This is a genomic window from Halomonas sp. 72, from assembly GCF_052379785.1.
Classification (GTDB): Bacteria; Pseudomonadota; Gammaproteobacteria; order Pseudomonadales; family Halomonadaceae; genus Vreelandella; species Vreelandella citrativorans.
Map to the genome: position 1 here is coordinate 203303 of NZ_JBQSYY010000004.1, position 20737 is coordinate 224039.

The 20737-nt window shown below is 53.3% G+C and carries 20 protein-coding genes; 8 read left to right on the forward strand and 12 right to left on the reverse strand.

The window, feature by feature from the left end; all coding sequences use genetic code 11:
- Positions 1-183: 183 nt before the first annotated feature.
- Complete coding sequence (locus tag ACT3T6_RS06380) at positions 184-363, reverse strand: hypothetical protein (RefSeq protein WP_444625940.1); 180 nt, start codon at positions 361-363, stop codon at positions 184-186.
- 103 nt (positions 364-466) lie between these two features.
- Here ACT3T6_RS06380 and ACT3T6_RS06385 point away from each other — a divergent pair, with 103 nt between their 5' ends.
- Together ACT3T6_RS06385 and ACT3T6_RS06390 are read left to right on the forward strand one after the other, a co-directional pair.
- Positions 467-1558 carry a helix-turn-helix domain-containing protein gene (locus ACT3T6_RS06385; RefSeq protein ID WP_192526793.1) on the forward strand — a complete coding sequence of 364 codons (1092 nt, stop codon included), beginning with the start codon at positions 467-469 and terminating at the stop codon, positions 1556-1558.
- Positions 1533-2021 carry a type II toxin-antitoxin system VapC family toxin gene (locus ACT3T6_RS06390; RefSeq protein ID WP_192526792.1) on the forward strand — a complete coding sequence of 163 codons (489 nt, stop codon included), beginning with the start codon at positions 1533-1535 and terminating at the stop codon, positions 2019-2021. Before ACT3T6_RS06385 ends, ACT3T6_RS06390 begins: the two co-directional genes overlap by 26 nt.
- A gap of 129 nt (positions 2022-2150) precedes the next feature.
- Here ACT3T6_RS06390 and ACT3T6_RS06395 read toward each other — a convergent pair whose 3' ends face one another.
- Together ACT3T6_RS06395 and ACT3T6_RS06400 are read right to left on the reverse strand one after the other, a co-directional pair.
- A complete protein-coding gene (locus ACT3T6_RS06395; RefSeq protein ID WP_441316934.1) occupies positions 2151-2315 on the reverse strand; it encodes a JAB domain-containing protein in 165 nt (54 codons plus the stop codon).
- Between the two features lie 130 nt (positions 2316-2445).
- Complete coding sequence (locus tag ACT3T6_RS06400; RefSeq protein ID WP_192526791.1) at positions 2446-3324, reverse strand: YicC/YloC family endoribonuclease; 879 nt, start codon at positions 3322-3324, stop codon at positions 2446-2448.
- A 129-nt stretch (positions 3325-3453) separates the two neighbouring features.
- Here ACT3T6_RS06400 and rph point away from each other — a divergent pair, with 129 nt between their 5' ends.
- Positions 3454-4191: a ribonuclease PH gene (gene rph, locus ACT3T6_RS06405; protein ID WP_192526790.1), complete on the forward strand. Its 738-nt coding sequence runs from the start codon at positions 3454-3456 to the stop codon at positions 4189-4191.
- 71 nt (positions 4192-4262) lie between these two features.
- Here rph and ACT3T6_RS06410 read toward each other — a convergent pair whose 3' ends face one another.
- A complete protein-coding gene (locus ACT3T6_RS06410) occupies positions 4263-5030 on the reverse strand; it encodes an exodeoxyribonuclease III (RefSeq protein WP_087110235.1) in 768 nt (255 codons plus the stop codon).
- A gap of 141 nt (positions 5031-5171) precedes the next feature.
- Between ACT3T6_RS06410 and pyrE the strand changes: the two genes are divergently transcribed.
- Positions 5172-5837: an orotate phosphoribosyltransferase gene (gene pyrE / locus ACT3T6_RS06415; RefSeq protein ID WP_192526789.1), complete on the forward strand. Its 666-nt coding sequence runs from the start codon at positions 5172-5174 to the stop codon at positions 5835-5837.
- On the opposite strand, the gene ACT3T6_RS06420 is transcribed toward pyrE, so the two are convergent.
- Positions 5838-6308, reverse strand: a complete 471-nt coding sequence (locus tag ACT3T6_RS06420) for a tRNA (cytidine(34)-2'-O)-methyltransferase (protein WP_087110231.1) — start codon at positions 6306-6308, stop codon at positions 5838-5840.
- A 76-nt stretch (positions 6309-6384) separates the two neighbouring features.
- Here ACT3T6_RS06420 and rep point away from each other — a divergent pair, with 76 nt between their 5' ends.
- Entirely contained in the window at positions 6385-8454 is a 2070-nt protein-coding gene (gene rep, locus ACT3T6_RS06425) for a DNA helicase Rep (RefSeq protein ID WP_087110229.1), read from the forward strand.
- Positions 8455-8506: 52 nt separating this feature from the next.
- Here rep and ACT3T6_RS06430 read toward each other — a convergent pair whose 3' ends face one another.
- Both ACT3T6_RS06430 and ACT3T6_RS06435 read right to left on the reverse strand, forming a co-directional pair.
- Positions 8507-8968 (reverse strand): c-type cytochrome, encoded by a 462-nt coding sequence (locus tag ACT3T6_RS06430; protein WP_287078138.1) that lies wholly within the window; start codon positions 8966-8968, stop codon positions 8507-8509.
- A gap of 407 nt (positions 8969-9375) precedes the next feature.
- A complete protein-coding gene (locus ACT3T6_RS06435) occupies positions 9376-10275 on the reverse strand; it encodes a GNAT family N-acetyltransferase (RefSeq protein ID WP_192526788.1) in 900 nt (299 codons plus the stop codon).
- A 117-nt stretch (positions 10276-10392) separates the two neighbouring features.
- On the opposite strand from ACT3T6_RS06435, the gene ACT3T6_RS06440 reads away from it, so the two are divergent.
- The 3 genes from ACT3T6_RS06440 to ACT3T6_RS06450 all read left to right on the forward strand — a co-directional run bounded on the left by ACT3T6_RS06440 (position 10393) and on the right by ACT3T6_RS06450 (position 13127).
- Positions 10393-11073 (forward strand): response regulator, encoded by a 681-nt coding sequence (locus tag ACT3T6_RS06440; RefSeq protein ID WP_087110223.1) that lies wholly within the window; start codon positions 10393-10395, stop codon positions 11071-11073.
- Positions 11070-12425, forward strand: coding sequence for an ATP-binding protein (locus ACT3T6_RS06445; RefSeq protein WP_192526787.1), 1356 nt, complete (start codon positions 11070-11072; stop codon positions 12423-12425). The genes ACT3T6_RS06440 and ACT3T6_RS06445 overlap by 4 nt, the downstream gene beginning before the upstream one ends.
- Before the next feature lie 99 nt (positions 12426-12524).
- A complete protein-coding gene (locus ACT3T6_RS06450) occupies positions 12525-13127 on the forward strand; it encodes a CBS domain-containing protein (RefSeq protein WP_192526786.1) in 603 nt (200 codons plus the stop codon).
- 130 nt (positions 13128-13257) lie between these two features.
- Here the strand turns inward: ACT3T6_RS06450 and nhaD are convergent, their stop codons facing one another.
- From nhaD to ACT3T6_RS06475, 5 genes are all read right to left on the reverse strand, one after another.
- Positions 13258-14724: a sodium:proton antiporter NhaD gene (gene nhaD, locus ACT3T6_RS06455; RefSeq protein WP_193054067.1), complete on the reverse strand. Its 1467-nt coding sequence runs from the start codon at positions 14722-14724 to the stop codon at positions 13258-13260.
- 819 nt (positions 14725-15543) lie between these two features.
- The gene (gene glmS, locus ACT3T6_RS06460; protein ID WP_193054068.1) at positions 15544-17373 is read right to left on the reverse strand and encodes a glutamine--fructose-6-phosphate transaminase (isomerizing); all 1830 of its coding nucleotides are present in this window, start codon (positions 17371-17373) and stop codon (positions 15544-15546) included.
- 46 nt (positions 17374-17419) lie between these two features.
- Positions 17420-18790, reverse strand: coding sequence for a bifunctional UDP-N-acetylglucosamine diphosphorylase/glucosamine-1-phosphate N-acetyltransferase GlmU (glmU, locus tag ACT3T6_RS06465; protein WP_192526921.1), 1371 nt, complete (start codon positions 18788-18790; stop codon positions 17420-17422).
- Positions 18791-18795: 5 nt separating this feature from the next.
- Positions 18796-19914 (reverse strand): FAD:protein FMN transferase, encoded by a 1119-nt coding sequence (locus ACT3T6_RS06470; RefSeq protein ID WP_444625941.1) that lies wholly within the window; start codon positions 19912-19914, stop codon positions 18796-18798.
- A 9-nt stretch (positions 19915-19923) separates the two neighbouring features.
- The gene (locus ACT3T6_RS06475; protein WP_192526783.1) at positions 19924-20724 is read right to left on the reverse strand and encodes an undecaprenyl-diphosphate phosphatase; all 801 of its coding nucleotides are present in this window, start codon (positions 20722-20724) and stop codon (positions 19924-19926) included.
- Between the last annotated feature and the right edge of the window lie 13 nt (positions 20725-20737).

A 20737-nucleotide genomic window follows, 5' to 3' on the forward strand; every position in this document is an offset into this window, starting at 1 on the left:
GTCCCCCACAAAGGGTATTATGTGGCCAAGAGCCCAGCCCAAGTCACACGCTGCTAAGGAATACACAAGTACATACATGCCCATACTGCGATGTTAACCCGAGACGAAGACGTGCGCGCCGTTGAAAAGGTGCCCTATCGCTTGATGGAGGAAGAGCCCAAGCTTGGCTACGGTGACCAGAATTCAGGAAACATGCTCATCTAGGGCGATAACCTCGACGCTCTTAAGGCACTGCTGCCCTACTATGCTGGGCAGGTTAAGTGCATCTATATCGATCCGCCATACAACACCGGCTCCGCTTTCGAGCACTACGACGACAGCTTCCTTGTCTCTCTCGCAGTAGTTTTCTAGTAAGGAAGCCACTATATGTAGTGTCTCTATGTTTAAACCTACATATTAGGTTGACAGGCGCCAACCCAATCACCATATTGTCAACTTAAACCACCTTAAAATAAGGTAGAAAATCATGCTGCATGATCGTATACATCGTGCGCGTGTCCTTAAGAATATGACCTTGCAGCAATTAGCCGATCTGCTGGGGGGCATAACCAAGCAAGCTCTGTCGAAATATGAACAGGGCAAGGACGCGCCCAATTCGACTCGCTTGATCCAACTAGCGGACGCACTTGGGGTTAACCCTGAGTATTTTTTCCGTTCAGACTCAGTAAAGCTGGGAAAAGTAGACTTCCGTAAGCACTCTGCCTTCGGAAAACGCCAGCAAGAAGCCGTCAAGGAGCAAGTGCGTGAGCACCTTGAGCGCTATTTAGCGGCAGAGAGCCTGTTCCAAACCGGCCAATCACCTGATGAATTTTCCAAATGGCATCAGCGTTTTTCCGTATCCAATATCGATGAGGTTGAACAGGCAGCTAATAAACTGCGCGAAGAATGGCAGCTTGGGCTAAACCCCATTGCCAATCTGACTGAAACCCTGGAAGAAAATGGCATTAAAGTCGTCAGTCTTCAGGCTCACGAGAAATTTGATGGGCTTTGCGCCCTCGTCAACGATGGCGCGGATGCCGTTATTGTCAGTAATACTGAGCGTCCTGGTGAACGTCAGCGTTTTAATCTCGCCCATGAGCTAGGACATTTGGTTATGTCATTACCTGAGGAGCTTCATGGCACTCGGGATGAAGAAAACTGGTGCCACCGCTTTGCTGGGGCGTTTCTCTTTCCTGCAAATCAAGTGCGCGTCACCTTTGGTGAGCACCGCAAACGGGTGCTGTTCCAAGAGTTTCTTTTGGCCAAGGAGGAGTGGGGTATTTCTATTCAAGCCACTTTGCGCCGATTATATGACCTGGATATCGTTAGTTCGAGCTTTTATCAGAGCACTTTTCGCCTATGGTCGATGAAGGGTTTTCGAAAAAGTGAACCAGGTCGACAAGAGCCTGAAAAATCCTATCGCCTGAAGCAATTGGTTTACAGGGCGCTGGCTGAAGGACTGGTTACTCCTTCAAGAGCAGCGGAGTTACTCAGTGTAAGCCTCGGCGAGATTGAGGAAATAATGGCAAACGGACAGGCAGGTGACAGTGAACATGTCAGCGAAAATTCTTGTCTCTGATACCAATATCTGGATAGATCTTCACCGCAGTGGCCTGCTTGAAACCGTGTTTGCCCTACCTCACCAGTTCGTCACCACCGATTTTGTGTGGCGGGAGTTGAAAAAGCCCCCTGGCCAAGAGTTAACGGGATTAGGCCTTGTAGTTGAGGCATTCAATGGTGAGGAAGTTGCAACGCTTTTTACGCTACGCCAAACATTGGGTAATTCCTCACTAGCGGATGTGTCGTGCTACTTCCTAGCCAAGGAAAGAGGCTGGACGCTGCTGACCAATGACGGCGCGCTCAGAAAATCAGGGCAACAAAGCAAACTAGAGGTTCGTGGTGTACTTTGGATATTAGATGAGCTGGAAGCTCATGCCTTTCTTTCGCCAAGCCAACTGGCCGACTCTTTGGGATCAATGCTAAAAGCGGGTGCCAGGCTACCGGAAAACGAGTGCCATCAACGACTAGGCCGATGGCGGTAAATACGGCGCTCAAGATGACGTCTCAGAGCAGGCAAAAGGCTTCTTGTCGGTTATGAATATTAGCCAAAACAAACAGCTCAACAGATGGGATCGCCCCCCAGGAGCGGCGCCACATTTAGAGTTAATCAGTTACAAATATCCCATCTTCGCAAATGACTTACACCCATCACTTCCCACCACTACATGATCAATCACCTTAATATCCATCAGCCCCGGAGCTTCCTTTAGACGCTCATTGATTTGCCTATCTGAGCCACTTGGTTCTGGGTCACCACTGGGGTGGTGGTGTATCAAGTATCACGGCAGACGCGTTGTAGGCCAGCGCGGCTAGCACTTCTCGCGGATAGACGCTCGCGGCGTCAATGCGGGTTTAATACCCACCTAGCGGTGGCTTAAGCTGGATCATGGTAGACAAGCGTCGACATCACTCAATATTCTGAATCTGCTCACGCATCTGCTCAATCAGCACTTTAAGCTCTACCGCACAGCGGGTGCTTTCGGCCACGATGGATTTGGATGACAGTGTATTGGCTTCGCGGTTTAGCTCCTGCATCAAAAAATCCAGACGACGGCCTTTAGGACCGGCTTGAGTGAGCTGGCGGCTGACTTCTTCAACATGGGCCGTGAGACGGTCGAGCTCTTCGTCTACATCGGCTTTTTGGGCAACCAGTACCAGCTCGGCTTCCAGCCGCTGGGGGTCAAGTTCGGTTTTGGCCATTTCCAGACGCTCCAGCAGTTGGGCACGTTGGCGCTCTAATAGCTGGGGTAGCAGGCTTTTGACCGTAGCGACCTGTTCGCTTACCGCGGTAAGGCGTGTGCTGATCATTTCGGCAAGTTTGCCGCCTTCACGGGCTCGGGCATCGATGAGTTCCTCCAGCGCTTGCTCAAACAACGTTTTGGCAGCGGCTTTGATGGCGAGCTGATCCAGGTGTTGGGTTTCCATCACGCCAGGCTGGTTTAAAAGCTCAAGTGTGGTGGGCGGTACGGCGCTGGGCACGTGCTGCTGGATCGTCGTAAGCGCATCAGAAATCGCGGCCAGGCGTGCGGTATTTACCGTAGGGGCCTGTACGGCTTCTGAGCTTTCAAAGCGTATGCTGCACTCTACTTTGCCTCGTGCCAGGCGGGTTCGCAGGGCTTCACGGAGTATCGGTTCGAGATCGCGCAGGCTTTCGTGTAGGCGAAAATGCGGTTCCAGGTAACGCTGGTTCACCGAGCGAATTTCGACGTGCAGCGTGCCCCAGGAAGCAGCCTCATCAACACGGGCAAAGGCGGTCATGCTGTGTACGCGACGTAAAGTGGCCATGGTGATTATCCTTTGAGAACGCGTTTTCCTCAGTCTACCCGATAAGGGCAGGCTTGAACGTTAAGACGTGTACAATGGAAGGCTTTTCCTAGTTATGCGCTTTTTGTGAAGTGCTTTTTGTGAGGTGCTATGCGTCCTGAAGTTGTTCGCCCCAGTGGTCGCGAGGCCAACCAGCTGCGTGAGATCCGCCTGACCCGTGACTATACCCGTCATGCGGAAGGCTCCGTACTGGTTGAGTTTGGCGATACCAAAGTGCTGTGTAATGCCAGCGTAGAAATGGGCGTACCGCGCTGGCTGCGCGGCAAAAACCAGGGCTGGATCACCGCAGAATACGGCATGCTGCCCCGTGCGACCCACTCACGCAGTGGGCGTGAGGCGACACGTGGCAAACAGGGTGGCCGCACGCTGGAAATTCAGCGCTTGATTGGTCGGAGCCTGCGGGCAGCGGTCGACCTGAAAAAGATGGGCGAATTCACGGTCACCGTGGACTGCGATGTCATTCAGGCAGACGGCGGCACGCGTACTGCATCAATTACGGGTGGCTGTGTCGCGCTGGTGGATGCCATTCGTTATCTGCAGCGTGAGAAGAAGATTAAAAGCGATCCTTTCAAGCAGTTGGTCAGCGCGATTTCAGTGGGTATCTATAAAGGCATGCCGGTGCTGGACCTTGACTACCCCGAGGACAGCAAGGCCGATACCGATTTGAACGTGGTGATGACCGAAAGCGGCGAGCTGATTGAAGTACAGGGCACGGCTGAGGCAGGCGCGTTTAACCGCATGGAGCTAAACGCCATGCTGGACCTGGCCGAAAAGGCGGGCTCTGAGCTACTTGAGCATCAGCGTGAGGCGCTGGGTATTCGCGGTTAGGCCGTTTAATCGCCAACGCAATGAGCCGACCATGGTCGGCTCATTGGTTAACGACGACGCGGGAAAGATGCTTAAAGGGCGAGATCGTACTCGACAATTAGCGGGGCGTACTCGGAGAAAGTTGCCTCTTTATCGATCCATGCGTCGACCACGTGACGACGGAAGTTGGGGCCGACTAACTGATAGTCGATCCGCCACCCTTCTTGACGGCTACGTGGCACCTCTTGGTCAAGCTTCGGCCACCAGGTGTATTCGCCAGCATCGCGATTGATTTCGCGGAAGGTGTCGATAAACCCTGTTGGGCCAAGCACCTGATCCATCCAGGCGCGCTCTTCGGGGCGAAAACCAGAGGTGAGCTGGTTATCCGACCAATTGGCCAAATCGACCGTTTTATGGGCCACATTCCAGGTACCACAGATGATGTATTCGCGGCGTTTGCGCGACATCTTCGTCAGGTACTCCTGGTACTGCTCCATAAACGCCTGCTTGGCTTTCTGGTCGCTGCCATCGGGCATCAAAAAGGTGGCAATGCTGAAGCGGTCATAATCCGCCTGCAGAAAACGCCCTTCGTGATCGCACTGCGGAAAACCCAAGCCATACATGATCGCCTTGGGGATTTTGCGGCAGTAAAGCCCAACACCGGCGAACCCATCCTCTTCCGCATCCAGGAAATAGCCTTCATAGCCTTCCGGATAAAGAATATGGTCACCTAATTCAAAACTTTTTGCCTTGATGTTCTGCACGCAAACCACATCGGCGTCCTGCTGAGCCAGCCAGTCCAGGAAGCCACGGTCGACGGCATCACGTATACCATTAACATTGATGCTGGCAATTTTCATAAATCGTCCCTTTTGCGTCGCTGCTGTATGATACCCGACGTTTAGACGTTTGGGTAAATAGACCCTCTTATTCTTGCTATTTACCTGCGTTTTATTGTCGCCTTTGTGCTGACATAAATCACCCGCCTAATGAGGAACGCCGTGGTTACCACTCTACAACCCTACCAACGCGAATTCATCGCCTTTGCCATCGAGCAGGGCGTTCTCAAGTTTGGTGAATTTACGCTTAAATCTGGGCGAGTAAGTCCTTACTTTTTTAACGCTGGACTGTTCCAGACCGGCCGCGCACTAGCCAAGTTAGGCCGTTTTTATGCCCAGGCTATTGTCGACAGCAACTTGAAAGCCGATGTGCTGTTTGGCCCAGCGTACAAGGGCATTCCGCTGGCGGCAGTGACCGCTGCGGCACTGGCGGATCATCATGACCAAGACATGCCCTACGCGTTTAATCGTAAGGAGGCCAAAACCCACGGCGAAGGCGGCAACATTGTGGGTGCACCACTGTCGGGCGATATCCTGATCATTGATGATGTGATTACCGCCGGTACGGCCATCCGCGAAGTCATGAGCCTGATTGAGCAAAGCGGTTCCCGTGCAGGCGGCGTGATAATTGCCTTGGACCGCCAGGAGCGCGGCCAAGGCGAGCAGAGCGCCATTCAGGAAGTCCAGGCCGAGTATGGCATGCCGGTGGTGAGCATCGTCACGCTTGAGCAAGTACTTACTTACCTTGAAGAGCATGCTGGTGACGAAATGCTCGCCTATGCAGAAGCCGTGCGCGCTTATCGTGACCGCTACGGTATTGCCGCCTAGCTAAGTAGCAAGTGCGCCAGCAAAACCTTGCTGGCGCCACGCTTCATAGCTCACAATAGCCACCGCGTTGGAAAGGTTTAGGCTGCGATTATTGGGCTGCATGGGAATGCGTAGCTTTTGGGCGTCTGGCAGCGCCTGATGCACCTCGGCAGAGAGACCAGCCGTTTCAGAGCCAAACAGCAGTATATCGCCAGCCGCAAAATCTGCCTCACTGTGGGGCCGTGTACCCTTGGTGGTAATTGCCCAAATTCGCCGCTCAGGCAGAGCTTTTTGGAACGCAGCAAAATCAGCATGACGCGTCACATTAGCCAGATCGCGGTAATCAAGCCCAGCACGGCGCAGCTTTTTTTCTTCAAGATCAAAGCCCAGCGGCTCGATTAAATGTAAACGACAGCCATTGTTGGCTACCAGGCGCATAATATTACCCGTATTGGGTGCCATACGCGGCTCAAACAGCGCTACTTCAAACATCACCACCTGCCTATCCATGTTGTGCGCGTAGAAACGCCTGATTGTAGATGAAAAACCGCCAAGGATAACGTGCCTAATGACGCCCTCGCCCCCGCAATCCATTCTTAGCCGCATTAAAGGTCTTAACCCGCGCCAGCAGGAAGCCGTGCGCTACATTGATGGCCCCTGCCTGGTATTAGCGGGCGCGGGTTCCGGCAAAACCAGCGTTATCACCACCAAGATTGCGTATCTGGTTCAGGAATGTGGAATGAGTGCGCGCCGGATTGCGGCGGTCACGTTCACCAACAAAGCCGCCCGAGAGATGAAAGAGCGCGTAGGGCAAATGTTGAAAGGCAAGGAGGGTCATGGCCTTACCGTCTCCACCTTTCACACTCTGGGGCTTAATATTATTCGTGGCGAGCTGAAGACGCTGGGTTACAAGCCGGGGTTTTCCCTGTTCGACCCGGAAGATGCCAAGGCGCTGCTACGTGACCTGATGAACAAGGACGCCCAGGTCGATGCCGAGCAGATCAATGCCGTGCAGAGCAAAATATCCACCTGGAAAAACGACCTGGTGTTGCCCAGCGACGCGCTTTCATTTGCCGCCGATGACGATGAACACTTTGCTGCTCGGGTATATGAAGCCTATAACCGTCATCTAAAAGCCTACAACGCGGTGGATTTTGATGACCTGATCCTGCTGCCCGTCGTGCTCTTGAAAAACGATGCCGAGGCACTGGCGCGTTGGCGGCGCAAGATTCACTACATGTTGGTGGACGAATATCAGGATACTAACGTGTCCCAGTATTTGCTGGTGAAGCTTTTGATGGCCGAGCGCTCGACCTTTACCGTGGTGGGCGACGATGATCAGTCAATCTACGCTTGGCGCGGTGCACGTCCCGAGAACCTGATCACGCTGGGCGAGGACTTTCCTCGCCTAAAGGTGATCAAGCTGGAGCAGAACTACCGCTCAACCGGGACGATTCTGCGCGCGGCCAACACGCTGATTGCCAATAATCCGCACGTCTACGATAAAACCTTGTGGTCGGATATGGGCGACGGCGCACCGATTCGGGTGATTGTGAATCGCCATGAAGAAGCGGAGTCTGAGCGCGTAGCCAGCGAAATGCTGACTCGGCGTATCAAGGAAAAGGCTGAATGGCGCGACTTTGCCGTCCTTTATCGCGGCAACTTTCAGGCACGGCTTTTAGAACTCAAGCTTCAGCATTACCAAATTCCCTACAAGCTGTCCGGCGGCACGTCGTTTTTCTCGCGTAATGAGATCAAGGACGCCATGGCCTACCTCCGCCTACTCATCAACCCTGCCGACGATAATGCCTTTTTGCGGATAGTAAACGTACCGCGCCGTGAGATTGGCCCAGGTACGCTTGAGAAACTGGCTAACTATGCCACCGAGCGGACGATTTCCCTGTTTGCAGCGTGTCATGAAATGGGCCTGGAGCAGACGCTGCCCACCCGCGCTGTCGAGCGGTTAAGCCGGTTCACCCACTTTATTGACGGTGTGCGCAAGCGCATGGATCAGGGCGATGCAATTGCCGCCATCCGCGACATGCTGCGGGATATGGATTACGAGGCGTGGCTTTATCAGAACGCCAGTGCGCCGACTATTGCTGAACGGCGCATGGCCAACGTGTGGATCTTGATCGACCAGTTGGAAAAGTCGCTTAACCGTGACCCGGAAGAGGATACCGCCTCAGAGGCGACCGAAACCGACAGTGTGGAGGCGGCGATTTCCCGGCTGGTGCTGCGCGATATCCTGGAACAGCAGGCCGAAGAGGATGACTCAGACCGCGTACAGCTGCTCACCATGCACGCATCAAAAGGGCTTGAGTTCCCGCATGTTTACCTACTGGGCCTTGAAGAGGATCTGCTGCCCCACCGCAATGCCATTGAAATGGGCACCGTGGAAGAGGAGCGCCGCTTGGCCTACGTAGGCATTACCCGGGCGCGGCGCACGCTCACGCTCACGCTTGCCCGCCAGCGCAAAGCCTACGGTGAGCTGATGGATTGCCAGCCCAGCCGTTTTCTGGATGAACTGCCCGGGGAAGACCTGGAGTGGGAAGGTCGGGCGGATAAAGAGGACCCGGACAAGAAGCAGGCGCGCGGCAAGGATGCAATTGCCGGGTTGCGCTCTCTGTTGGGGTAACGATCAGGCCAAGCTGTCCACAGGCGGATTGCCGGAACCGCCTGTGGATAGGTTATTCGACCTCTTCGATCATGTAGTCGACCGCTGCCTTGATCTCATCATCGCTGAAATTAAACCGACCGCCCTTGGGTGGCATCGCGCCAATCCCCTTAATGGCGTTGGCGTAAAGCGTGTCAGTGCCTTGAGCGAGCCGTGCGGTCCAGGCGGCGTTATCGCCCGTTGCCGGAGCGCCCGCAATGCCTGCCGCATGGCAGGCGCCACAGCCAGCCTTGGCATACAGCGCTTCACCATCGTATTGGGCGGCGATATCTTCCGATTCAGGCTCCTCTGGCAAGGAAGCATCAGGTTCAGGCTGGGCCACCGCACGTTGGCATGTTTGTCCTTGCAGGCAGAGCTTGCCAACTGGCGCAAGGCGCTCGGCAAGCGCTGCATCCTCGGCCTCTGCATCAGCAAGCGCGGCGCTCGATAGCACCCCTAACGCGACGATCCCGCCCAGCATACATTTGAAATTCACCCTGCCCCCTTGGCGTTTATCGCCATAATAGCGGCGTTTAATCCTGTATCGATAACCGTGTTCCAGGAAAATATTCCGGGAAGATAATATCTTTTTTTTCACAGATAGCCAGAGGGCGATAGGTGAGAGCCACCTATCGGGTGATGCAATAACAAAAGGGTCTAAACGGTGATTTAAAGGCCTACGTTTAGAAGATCAGCTTAAAGACGCCCGTAAGGGTAAGAAGGCCTACGGCAAAAATAAAGATAATAATCCACAGCAAAATTTTCATAACGTTTCCTCCATGAATAAAAGAAGCATCCCTCAATACCGCGCTCACAGTATAGAAGAAAAATTAAACAGCATACTTAATATTACCTTTTGAACAGAGAAATTCTCGTGCTTCATCATGGGCTTGAAGCGGTAAGCTAGGCATTTTTCCAGGCAAGCAGACGCTGCTCGGCATAACCGATGAACCCCGCCTGCTGATAAAGGCGCCAAGCGGGCGTATTGCGAGCATCGACGGTCAATATCATCTCGTTTGCCCCTTGGTTAATCGCCAGGTTAAAAGCCGCGGTTAACACGTTTCGACCGATGCCCTTGCTGCGCCATTGCGCCGTGACGCCCATTAATAAAAGCTCCCAACAGTGAGCCGACCGCGGTGCTAACAGCAACACGCCCACCCGCTCATCGCCCAGGTTAACGCTATACCAATGGTTCGGTGCCGTAGGTGCCTGGTCATAAAAACCGGCTAGCAGGGCTTCGCTGGAAAGTGATTCTCGCAGTGATGGGCAGTCCAGCGAGCCTTGACTAATGGAATCGATCAGGGCAGTTTGCGCGGCGGTGCTTAGCTCACTAAAAGGCGCTAGCCGAATTGGCGAATCCGTTGAAGGTACCGCCTCCGTGGCCGCCAGCGTAATGGACAAATAGTGTAGTTTGGCCAAGCGCACCATATTATGCGCAAGCAGCGTTGCCTCCCACGCATAGTGGCTGGGCGGCAATACCACGTGGCAAAGCGTTATTCCCTGCGTGGTTACCCAATCATGAGCAGCGCTTAACAAGGCCTGGCTTACTGGGTCATCCTGGCAAGGAAGCCATAGCTGTGCGGTGGCGTGAGCTAGCGGCTGCACCCACAGCGCACCGCTAATACGGCCGCGCTGCTGATAGATCCATAGTCCTTCCCAGGCTGCCTGCGTGGCCGATCGCAAGGCGGTATGCAGCGTCGATTGCAAGGACGGCTCATGTACCGCCGCTAGATGCAGCAGGGCTTCCCGACGCTGCGTTGAAGGGCAGATACTCACAAAAGCACTATCGACTATCGGTTTCATTAGTAATCATGGCGCCATTGCATTGCTTTCGTTGATGTTAATCCTGACTGACTCCCCCTAACGATGCTACCTTTTGTTACTTCTAACTGGGCCGTTGTTACAGGAGTAATTGACACCATGCGCATACTGCTGGTTGAGGACGACGCCAGCTTGTCTTCGGGCATTCGCCTGGCGCTCAAGCCGGAACACTATACGGTTGACCACCTGGATAATGGCAATAGCGCGCTTATGGCTCTTAAAGAGGCTGAGCCGTTTGATGCTGTCATTCTCGATTTGGGCTTGCCGGGTCTGGATGGCCTACACATTATCAAGGCGGTACGCCGCCAAGGCAGCCAAATTCCGATATTGGTACTCACCGCCCGTGACGGTATCAATGACCGCATAGCGGGGCTGGATGCTGGGGCCGATGATTACCTGGTCAAGCCCTTTGAAGTGGAAGAGCTCAAGGCCCGTTTGCGGGCACTGCTAAGGCGCAGCCAGGGGCAATTGGATAATCACCTAGAGTGTCGCGGCATCCGCCTGGAACCGCTTACCCTAAGCGTCAGCTATCAGGATAACGTCATTACCCTTTCACGACGCGAATTTACCCTGTTACAGGAATTTATGGGCCACCCGGGCCGGGTCTTTACCCGCGATACACTTACCAGCCTGATTTATGGCTGGGATGAGGATGTAGAAAGCAACGCCATTGAAGTCCATATTCACCATTTACGGCGCAAGCTGTTTCCTGAGGTGATTCGCACCGTACGCGGCATTGGTTATGTGATGGATAAGGCGCCGCCGGGAGGCGAGCAGTGAACTCTATCCGTCGGCGAACGTTAGGGCTCACACTGCTGCTGTTTCTGCTCAGTATTATGGTCATTAGCATGGTTAGCTACCGTTATGCCACGCACGAAATTCAGCAGTTGCACGATGCAAGCCTTGCCCGACACGCGCATCTTTTAGGTGAACTCATGCAAGCGCCTATTCCGCCCGCGTATCAGCAGGCACTTCTGCAAAGCGTAGAAAATACGCTGCAAACCAAGCAGCGCAATCCTGAAGCGCTTGTCTTTCAACTTTGGGAAGGCGATGAACTACTGCTCCGCTCGACCGATGCACCATTAGCGCCGCTTGCCGCATCGCAAAGTGGCTACACCCGGCAACAATACCAGGGGCAAACGTGGCAAACCTATACGCTTTCGCTTGCAGAGGGGCGCAGGGTCATCGTGGGTGAGCGTGACGACATCCGCTTACGTTTGATCAGGCAGGTAGCGCTGCGTACGCTGCTGCCCGAATTTATTGGGTTAATCGTATTAACGTCTTTATTGTGGTGGAGCATCGGCTGGGGGCTTTCACCTCTGTCGAGAATGGCAGAACAAATCCGCAACCGAGACCCACATAACCTTCAACCCCTTAAGCTTTCGCCTCTGCCGTATGAGCTGGCGACTATTTCCGGTGCACTCAATCGCCTGTTGATGCGCATCCAGCGTTTACGCGAGCGCGAAAAACGTTTTATCGCCGATGCCGCCCATGAGCTGCGTACGCCGCTTGCCGTACTCGACCTTCATGCCCAAAACGCCCTGACCGCAGAAAGCCCACAGGACCGTGAGGAGTCGCTTCATTATTTGCGCCAAGGCGTTGCCCGCTCGACGCATTTGGTCAGCCAACTGTTAACGCTGGCAAGGCTTGACCCGGATGAAACAAGCCTGCCATTACGCCCTGTTGATGCGCTGTTTGAGGTGCGTGACGCGCTGGCCAAACTACTTCCCCTCGCCCAGCAACAACAGCAAATGCTGCAGCTAGAGGCTGATGAACAAGACCAGTGGGCGTTAAACGAAGTCCCTGGCACCTTGGGAACACTCGTGCAAAACCTGGTGGGCAACGCCATTCAGCACTCTCCCCCTCAAGGAACTATCCACGTGCAGCTTAAGGCGGAATTGAACGCCATTATTTTAGTGGTGGATGACCAAGGCCCGGGGATTCCTTTATCAGCCCGCAAGGCTGTTACAGAGCGCTTTCACCGCGCAGGCCCCGGCGCTGGGTCAGGATTGGGGTTATCCATTGTGGAGCGGATAGTGGCGCAGCATGCGGGCAGCCTGGTATTTGATGATGCGCCAGGGGGCGGTTTGCGCGTACAGGTCACGCTTAATCGCCACAGCGGCCAAAGTTAGTTTTCAAGCCTTAAGGTTCCGATAAGAATTAACTGTGACTCTGAGGGTACCAGGCTGATTGGCAGTAAGCAGTTGGCCAAATAAAATGGAGGTTCCCTGATGAATCAAGTGGCTTTTGCACCCAAAACGTTAATTAAATTCAGCGCCGCTCCACGCCTTAAGTCGCCAAGTGCCAAGCGGTTAACGACTGAAAGTTCAGCGCTGGATGTACTTACCGACTTTCAAACGCTGAAACCTCATTCAGTCGCCGCCGACACGCCTGTTGACGAGGCGCATCTCAAAATGCGTTATAGCGGTGTGCGGCTTCTGTTTGTAACCGACAAAAATGAGCACTGCATCGGTATTCTTACCGCTAAAGAGCTGATCGGCACACGCCGTATTAATCTGGCCATGCAGCAGCGCAATCTTGACCGCGACGAAATAACCGCGGATATGATCATGACCTCCTGGGACAAACTCAGTGCGATGACGCTGGAACAGCTCTCGGCGCTGACGATTGAAGACCTTGTCCTGGTCATGGAAGACGTGACTGAACAGCACCTGTTAATCACTCAGTACGACGATCATAACGCACTGACCATTCGTGGTTTAATATCAGCCACCGATATCCAAAACACCGTGGGTAAGCAAGTCAGTACGGTGGTTCCCGTAGCGCGTAGTTTTGCCGATATTTGCCAAGTGATTACCGGTCACGACCTGTAAAATTAAGAGCACTCGTTCGTTGTTGTGAAACGTATTTATCATCTAAAACGCCCCTTACCAAAAACGGTAAGGGGCGTTTTTTAGTGTTCTATCAATACCGTGTTAATCCCTAAAGATTAACACCCAACCGCTAGAACATGGAGGCGTTGATAAATAAGTGTGTCGCTACACTAGCGGCATAACCCAGAAAAATAGCCGGCACCCAGCGTAAGTGAACCATAAAGGTATAAATACCCCGTGCTTGGCCCATCAAGGCAACGCCAGCCGCTGACCCCATGGCGAGCAGGCTTCCCCCAACACCGGCGGTAAGCGTAATCAGTAGCCAGTTGCCTTCAGACATATCAGGCGCCATGGAAAGCACGGCAAACATTACCGGAATGTTATCCACCACGGCTGAAATCAGCCCCAACACAACGTTAGCCCAGATGGGATTCCAACTGCCGTAGAGCGTTTCAGACAGCAGGCTTAAATACCCCATAAAGCCAAGCCCGCCCACACACAGTACGACGCCGTAGAAGAATAGCAGCGTATCCCACTCAGAACGCGCGATACGGCTAAAGATATCAAACGGCACCACACTGCCTAACTGCTCCAGTTTCTTCCAGTCGCCCCGGCGTGAATAACGTACCCGCTTACGCTCTAACGAGCGCGGCAGGCTGCGCCGCAGGTAGTATCCAAAAAACTGCAATAGTCCTAAACCAAACATCATGCCCATTGCAGGCGGCAGGTGTAGAATCGAGTGGCAGAGTACGGAGATGGCAACGGTCAGCAAAAACAGCGCAATGATCCGGCGTGCGCCCCGCTTGAGCCAGACGCTTTCAGTAAGTGCTGCCGGTTGGCGGTTAACAATAAAGAAGTTCATGATGACCGCAGGCACCATAAAGTTAACGATAGCGGGTAATAACAGTACAAAGAAACCGCTAAACGGCACTTGTCCTGCCTGCCAAACCATCAACGTCGTGATATCCCCAAACGGACTAAATGCGCCGCCAGCATTGGAGGCCACCACCACGTTAACGCAGCACAGGCTAATAAACTTGTTATCACCTTCAGCCACTTTCAGGATTACCGCGCACATCAGCATAGCCGTGGTCATGTTGTTGGCTATCGCAGAAATACCAAATGCGAGAAAACCGGTAATCCAAAAAAGGCTGCGGTAGCTAAACCCTTTGCGCACCAACCAGGCACGCAATGCGTCAAATATACGTCGCTCTTCCATGGCGTTGATATAGGTCATCGCCACCAGCAAAAACAGCAGTAGTTCGGTGTATTCGAGCAACGTTTCCCGAAAAGCGATTTCTGCCTCTTCAGGCATACCGGCCTGCACATACACCCATGCCACGATGGCCCAAATAAGCCCCGCCGCTACCAGAACTGGCTTGGATTTACGCATGTGGAGAAGCTCTTCAGACATTACCAGAGCGTAGGCAAGTACAAAGATGCCGACACACGTAATACCGGCAAGAGAGAGCGTTAAATTCAGTGGACCTGCATCGGCATAAGAGACAGAAGGAAAGACAACAGCACAGAGAGCAATCAACAACCAAGCGACCCGGCGAGCTGAGAGCCGAGGTGCAAGGACGTTTTGTGGTTTCATGACAGCGTGATCCTGACAGATGTGGGGGGAGAGCGTGCCACCATGATAAGCACGCTAATAAACTGCTGCAACGCAGCGCTGACTCGCAAGGTGCGCCTAATTGTCGCACCTTGTAACGCTGTTTTATAGTGTTCGAACAACTTATTACGTTTGCTCATTCAATGGGCTATACGCTTCTTTTTTCAGGACAGCAGATCACAGAAATAATGGCTGTTAAAAAATCAGATCGTCGTTCAGCCGCTATAACAACGCTGGTATTACTTAAGACAGGATGCCAGTGTGTGTAACGCCACCGTATTTTTATTTCTAGTTGTATCAATCGTTAGCATCGTTAATAAACACGCTCTCACTAACGCGATAGCACGCTGGATAAGTCCCCCCATGTACACAAAGAGCAAATACCCTCCTGTAAAAGACCATCAAACAAAAAAGGAGCCCGCTGATGGATGCATATCTAGACAATATCCATGACATCTTGCAAAAACTTAAGGATTATCTGGAGGGGAATGAAGATGAAGTGATCGCTACGACTGCCGTATCGTCAAATTCCATGACGTTTTGAAAAACCCGGATGAGTACGGCCTAACTGAGCTGGAGAAAAGCCAGTTGCCGCATTTGGAAGAAAAAGTGTGGCGCACGGTACTCTCGCCACTTGCGAGGCTCGAAGCGAACGAAAACGTAGAGCAATAGGCGGGTAACACTGAACATCATGCTAACCAGCAAACCATTCTCGCCCCTAAAGGTTGGACACTTCATCCAACCTTTAGGGTATTGCCGTAAGAGCATTCAACGAACCGTTTGATACCAGCCGGCAGTGGTTTACTCGACCGTCACGCTTTTCGCCAGGTTACGCGGCTGATCGACATCGGTACCTTTAAGCACTGCGACGTGGTAGCTCAAAAGCTGGAGAGGAAGCGTATATAAAAGCGGTGCCAAGGCTTCGTGAATATGCGGCAGCTCAATGACTCGGATATTGTCATGCGGCTTGATACCCACGTTCTCATCGGCAAATACAAACAGCTGGCCGCCCCTGGCACGGACTTCCTGCAGGTTGGATTTTAGCTTTTCCAACAGGTCGTCATTGGGTGCGACGGATATCACCGGCATCTCGCTATCTACCAGCGCCAGCGGGCCGTGTTTAAGCTCACCGGCTGGGTACGCTTCTGCGTGAATATAGGAGATTTCCTTAAGCTTAAGCGCGCCTTCCAGTGCAATCGGATAGTGCGCACCACGGCCCAGGAACAGCGCATGGTGCTTTTCAGCAAACGCCTGGGAGAGCTGCTCAATCTGGCTGTCCAGGGCCAGTACTTGTTGGCAAATATCAGCAAGCGAATGCAGCGCCTTCACAATACCTGCATGCTCTTCCTGCCCCTTCGCTTTGCTTATCGCCAGAGTTAGAAGCAATAGTGCCACCAACTGAGTGGTAAACGCTTTTGTGGAGGCAACGCCAATTTCCGGGCCTGCACGGGTCATCAGGGTCATATCTGATTCACGCACCAGGGAGCTTCCCGGTACGTTGCAAATAGCCAGCGAGCCGACATAGTTCAGAGTCTTGGCAAAACGCAGTGCCGCCAGCGTGTCAGCGGTTTCACCCGACTGGGAGAGCGTTACGAACAGCGTATCGGAAGGTACGACCGGGTGGCGATAACGATACTCGGAGGCCACCTCAACCTGTACCGGCACGCCTGCATAACGTTCAAGCCAGTAGCGGGCCACCATCGCCGCGTGATAACTGGTGCCACAGGCAATGATATGGACCTGGCGGGTTTTCTGAAAAAGCGCTTGAGCATCAGGGCCAAAGCTCTCGACCAACACACTGTCCGCGCTCAAACGCCCTTCCAGGGCCGCCTCAATCACGGTGGGCTGCTCGAAGATTTCTTTAAGCATGTAATGGCGGTAATTGCCTTTGCTGGCAACACCATCGCCATGCTCAAAAACATGTACCGACCGTGTGACTGAGCTGCCATCTTTATCGACAATCCGGATAGCACCCTTTTCGCTCAGCTCGACCACATCGCCTTCTTCCAGATAAATAAAGCGATCCGTTACTTGTAGTAAGGCAAGTGGGTCTGAGGCTAAAAACGCTTCACCCATACCCACCCCCACCACCAGCGGGCTTCCCTGGCGTGCACCTACGACTACGCCCGGCTCCTTAATACTCATAACGCCCAGCGCATACGCACCGCCCAGGCCGTTCACAATTTGCTGGGTTGCCTCAAACAAGCTGAGACCACCCTGCAACTTGTCTGCCAACAAATGAGCAATGACTTCGGTGTCGGTTTCCGAGCTAAACGTATAGCCACTTGCCTGCAGCGTCTCTTTTATATATTCGTAGTTTTCAATAATGCCGTTATGCACCACGCTGACGCAGTCACCGCTATGGTGCGGGTGGGCATTGGCTTTTGAAGGTTTTCCGTGAGTTGCCCAGCGCGTGTGAGCAATCCCCGAAGCTCCCGGCAGCGGCGCACTATTCAGCTCACTCTCAAGGGCTGCGACCTTACCAACTGCGCGATGACGAGTGAGCTGGTTATGATCGTTCAACACCGTCATGCCCGCTGAATCGTAACCGCGATACTCCAGGCGCTTAAGCCCTTCCAACAGTATGTCTTGCACGTTACGTTGCGCTACAGCAGCGACGATGCCACACATAAACCGTTCTCCCAGGATAAATTAAAGGTATCGATGTACCACTCGTTTACTTGCCAGCTTTAACAGGACGCACCCAATCGGCCTTTTCCAGCTGCTTGCCTCGCGTCACCGCTAAGGCATGCTCACGGACATCTTTTGCAATGGTGGATCCAGCGCCTATGGTCGCGCCTGCCCCTACGGTAACCGGAGCCACCAGTGCGCTGTTAGAGCCAATAAAGGCATGGTCGCCTATCTCGGTGTGATGTTTGTTAGCGCCGTCATAGTTACACGTAATCGTACCGGCACCTATATTAACGTCGCGCCCCAAGCGTGCATCGCCAACATAGCTTAAGTGGTTAATTTTGCTACCCTCGCCTACCTCGGCGTTTTTGGTTTCTACAAAATTCCCCACCTTGGCGTTAACCGCCAAGCGCGTCCCCGGGCGCAGGCGCGCATAAGGGCCCACCAGGTTATGGCCAGCCGTCTTTGTTTGATCAATAACAGTGTGACTATCAATGATGCTTTCAGCACCGATAGTGCTGTTTTTGATCACACAGTAAGGCCCTACACTAACGCCATCACCCAGCGCCACGTCACCTTCAAAAATGCAGCCCACGTCAATAAACACATCGTGACCACAGGTGAGGCTTCCGCGCACGTCGATCCTTGTAGGATCAGCCAGTGCCACGCCCTGTTCCATTAGCAGGTCCGCTTGGCGCGCTTGGTAAACGCGCTCTAACCGCGCCATTTGGGCACGGTTATTAACCCCTTCTACTTCAACGGCGTGAGCTGGCTGCTCGGTGCAGACTTTAATCCCCTCTTTAGCCGCCATTTCGATCACATCAGTCAGGTAGTATTCACCCTGAGCATTGTCAGCAGAAAGTTTAGGCAACCAACGCGCCAGTTGGGCACTGGTCATCGCCATGATGCCGGTGTTGCATTCGGTGATGGCACGCTCGGCGTCGTTGGCATCTTTTTGCTCTACAATCGCCACTGCATCGCCCGCCGCATTACGCACAATACGGCCATACCCCGCTGGATCCTCCAGCGTAACCGTCAGCAACCCCATCTGTTGTTCGTTCACATGGGCCAAAAGCGCTGTCAGCGTTTCGCTTTGAATGAGCGGTACGTCGCCATACAGTATCAAAACATTGCCATCACCAAGTTCCTTCAATGCTTGAGCGGCGGCGTGCCCCGTGCCTTTCTGCTCTTCTTGCACGGCAAACGTGACGTTTTCATCCGCCAATGCGTGACGCAGCTGCTCAGCGCCGTGACCAATGACGACCTGCGTGCGTGCAGGGCTTAGGCTCGCCGCTGTTTCCAGCACGTGCGACACCATGGGTTTGCCCGCCAAGGAGTGAAGCACCTTCGGCATTTGTGAGCGCATCCGCGTGCCTTTACCCGCTGCGAGAATCACTACATCAAGCGCTTTTTGCATTCTCATTACCCTTCTTCTGCGTGACGCACGTTAGGAGACGCCCACTGACCAATACCGCTTTCATTGATGAGTTCTTCGCCAAATTCATCAACAAAAGCAGGGCTTGCAATACTTTGCCACTGGTCGCCATCACGGATCAGCATTAATACACTCAGATTCTGCGCAACGGCCACTTCCATACCCGTATCGCTGTCTTCTACCAATAACGCGGTGGCCCAGGCATCGGCCCAGGCATTGGATGGATGGAAAACCGATACCGATGCAAGGTTATGCGAGACAGGCCGCCCAGTACGTGGATCAATGGTATGTGAAAAGCGCTGCCCATCAGCCTCAAAGTAATTGCGGTAATCCCCAGAGGTCGCTACCGACATATCGTGAAGAGGCACAATATGCTGTGCTTGTGGCGCGCCGCTTTGCGGCGTTTCAATACCTACGCGCCAAGGCGTCTCTTGATCATCACGATAGCCGTGCGCCAGCATATCTCCACCCAGGTTGATTAAATAACCCTGTATCCCTTGCTGGTTTAGGTATGCTGCCACGCGGTCGGTTGCATGCCCCTTGGCGACACCGGAAAGATCCACATAAACGTCACGCTCACGGCGCGCCTGCATGGCCTGAGTATCGATCGCTACAGCATCAAAGCCTACTTCGGCCAAGCGCTCGGCCAACTGCTGTTCCGAAGGGACTTCTTTCGGGCGAGCCTCAGGACCAAAACTCCATAAATTGACCAGACCACCAACGGTCGTATCAAACGCGCCGTTACTTTGTTCAGACACCGAGCGGCTTATCGCCAGTACTTCAATTAGTTCGTTGGAAAGTGGCTGCCACTCATTGAGCGGTGCCTGGTTAAACAGGCTTAGTTCAGAGTCATCTTTATACGTCGACATGGACACATCGACACGTTCAAGCTCTTCCAAAAAACCGGCTTCCAGATCGCTGGCCTGCTCCTGGGTTAACGGGTCACTAATGGTTATCTGATAAAACGTGCCAAAGATACCGCCCTCTAAACTGACTGGCGACTCCAAAGGGCGATCTTTTTCCGAACAGCCAACCAGTAGTAACAGCGACATAACGCATACCGCTTTTACTGTTAACCGTGTTGATTCAGGCATAAATAGGGTCATGAGCTTACTCTAAACGTGAAAAAACCAGAGGAGCCACGCACCAAACAGTACGCGATAAACAACAAAAGGCTGCATCCCCATTTTTTTAATAATAACGAGGAAATAGTGAATACACAGGTACGCGATAGCACCGGACAATAGCGTTCCGGCCGCCATGGATAGCCAATCGACTGACTGGGGCTGATGTAAAAGTTCAACAGCTTCTAACCCACCGGCTAATACGATCACCGGGATGGAAAGTAAAAAGGAAAACCTCGCAGCCCCTTCACGACTCATACCTACCAGAAGGGCGGCTGTGATGGTAATCCCTGAGCGTGATGTGCCAGGAATGAGTGCCAGTGCTTGGGCGCCACCAATGATCAGCACATCTTTTAGCTGCATTTGGTATTCACTGCGAGTACCGCGTTTTTTCCAGTCGGCGTACCCCAGTAACAGGCCAAAGCCAATCAGGCTGAGCGCGATGATAACCGTGGAGCGCATATACACCGAGATAACATCACGAAGCAGAAAACCGATGATACACACAGGTAGCGTGGCAAGCGTGACCCAGATCGCGAGCTTGGCATCTTTATTGATCCCTCGGCCACGCAGCGCTGCCAGGCTGCTCGCTATCATTTGCCAAATTTCATGCCGGAAATAGATCACCACCGCGCTTAAGCTGCCCAAGTGGAGTGCGACATCAAAAGCAAGCCCTTGGTCCTCCCAAGAGGTTAATACGGGTACTAAAATCAAGTGCGCCGAGCTTGAGACAGGTAAGAATTCCGTTATCCCTTGCACAGCGGCAAGTACCACTATTTGTAGCCACTCCATGGGTCATCCTATA

Coding starts and splice junctions, on each gene's coding strand:
- ACT3T6_RS06385 (WP_192526793.1), top strand. CDS start 467: ATGCTGCATGATCGTATACATCGTGCGCGTGTCCTTAAGAATATGACC.
- ACT3T6_RS06390 (WP_192526792.1), top strand. CDS start 1,533: ATGTCAGCGAAAATTCTTGTCTCTGATACCAATATCTGGATAGATCTT.
- ACT3T6_RS06400 (WP_192526791.1), bottom strand. CDS start 3,324: ATGGCCACTTTACGTCGCGTACACAGCATGACCGCCTTTGCCCGTGTT.
- rph (WP_192526790.1), top strand. CDS start 3,454: ATGCGTCCTGAAGTTGTTCGCCCCAGTGGTCGCGAGGCCAACCAGCTG.
- ACT3T6_RS06410 (WP_087110235.1), bottom strand. CDS start 5,030: ATGAAAATTGCCAGCATCAATGTTAATGGTATACGTGATGCCGTCGAC.
- ACT3T6_RS06420 (WP_087110231.1), bottom strand. CDS start 6,308: ATGTTTGAAGTAGCGCTGTTTGAGCCGCGTATGGCACCCAATACGGGT.
- rep (WP_087110229.1), top strand. CDS start 6,385: ATGACGCCCTCGCCCCCGCAATCCATTCTTAGCCGCATTAAAGGTCTT.
- ACT3T6_RS06435 (WP_192526788.1), bottom strand. CDS start 10,275: ATGAAACCGATAGTCGATAGTGCTTTTGTGAGTATCTGCCCTTCAACG.
- ACT3T6_RS06440 (WP_087110223.1), top strand. CDS start 10,393: ATGCGCATACTGCTGGTTGAGGACGACGCCAGCTTGTCTTCGGGCATT.
- ACT3T6_RS06450 (WP_192526786.1), top strand. CDS start 12,525: ATGAATCAAGTGGCTTTTGCACCCAAAACGTTAATTAAATTCAGCGCC.
- nhaD (WP_193054067.1), bottom strand. CDS start 14,724: ATGAAACCACAAAACGTCCTTGCACCTCGGCTCTCAGCTCGCCGGGTC.
- glmS (WP_193054068.1), bottom strand. CDS start 17,373: ATGTGTGGCATCGTCGCTGCTGTAGCGCAACGTAACGTGCAAGACATA.
- glmU (WP_192526921.1), bottom strand. CDS start 18,790: ATGCAAAAAGCGCTTGATGTAGTGATTCTCGCAGCGGGTAAAGGCACG.
- ACT3T6_RS06470 (WP_444625941.1), bottom strand. CDS start 19,914: ATGACCCTATTTATGCCTGAATCAACACGGTTAACAGTAAAAGCGGTA.
- ACT3T6_RS06475 (WP_192526783.1), bottom strand. CDS start 20,724: ATGGAGTGGCTACAAATAGTGGTACTTGCCGCTGTGCAAGGGATAACG.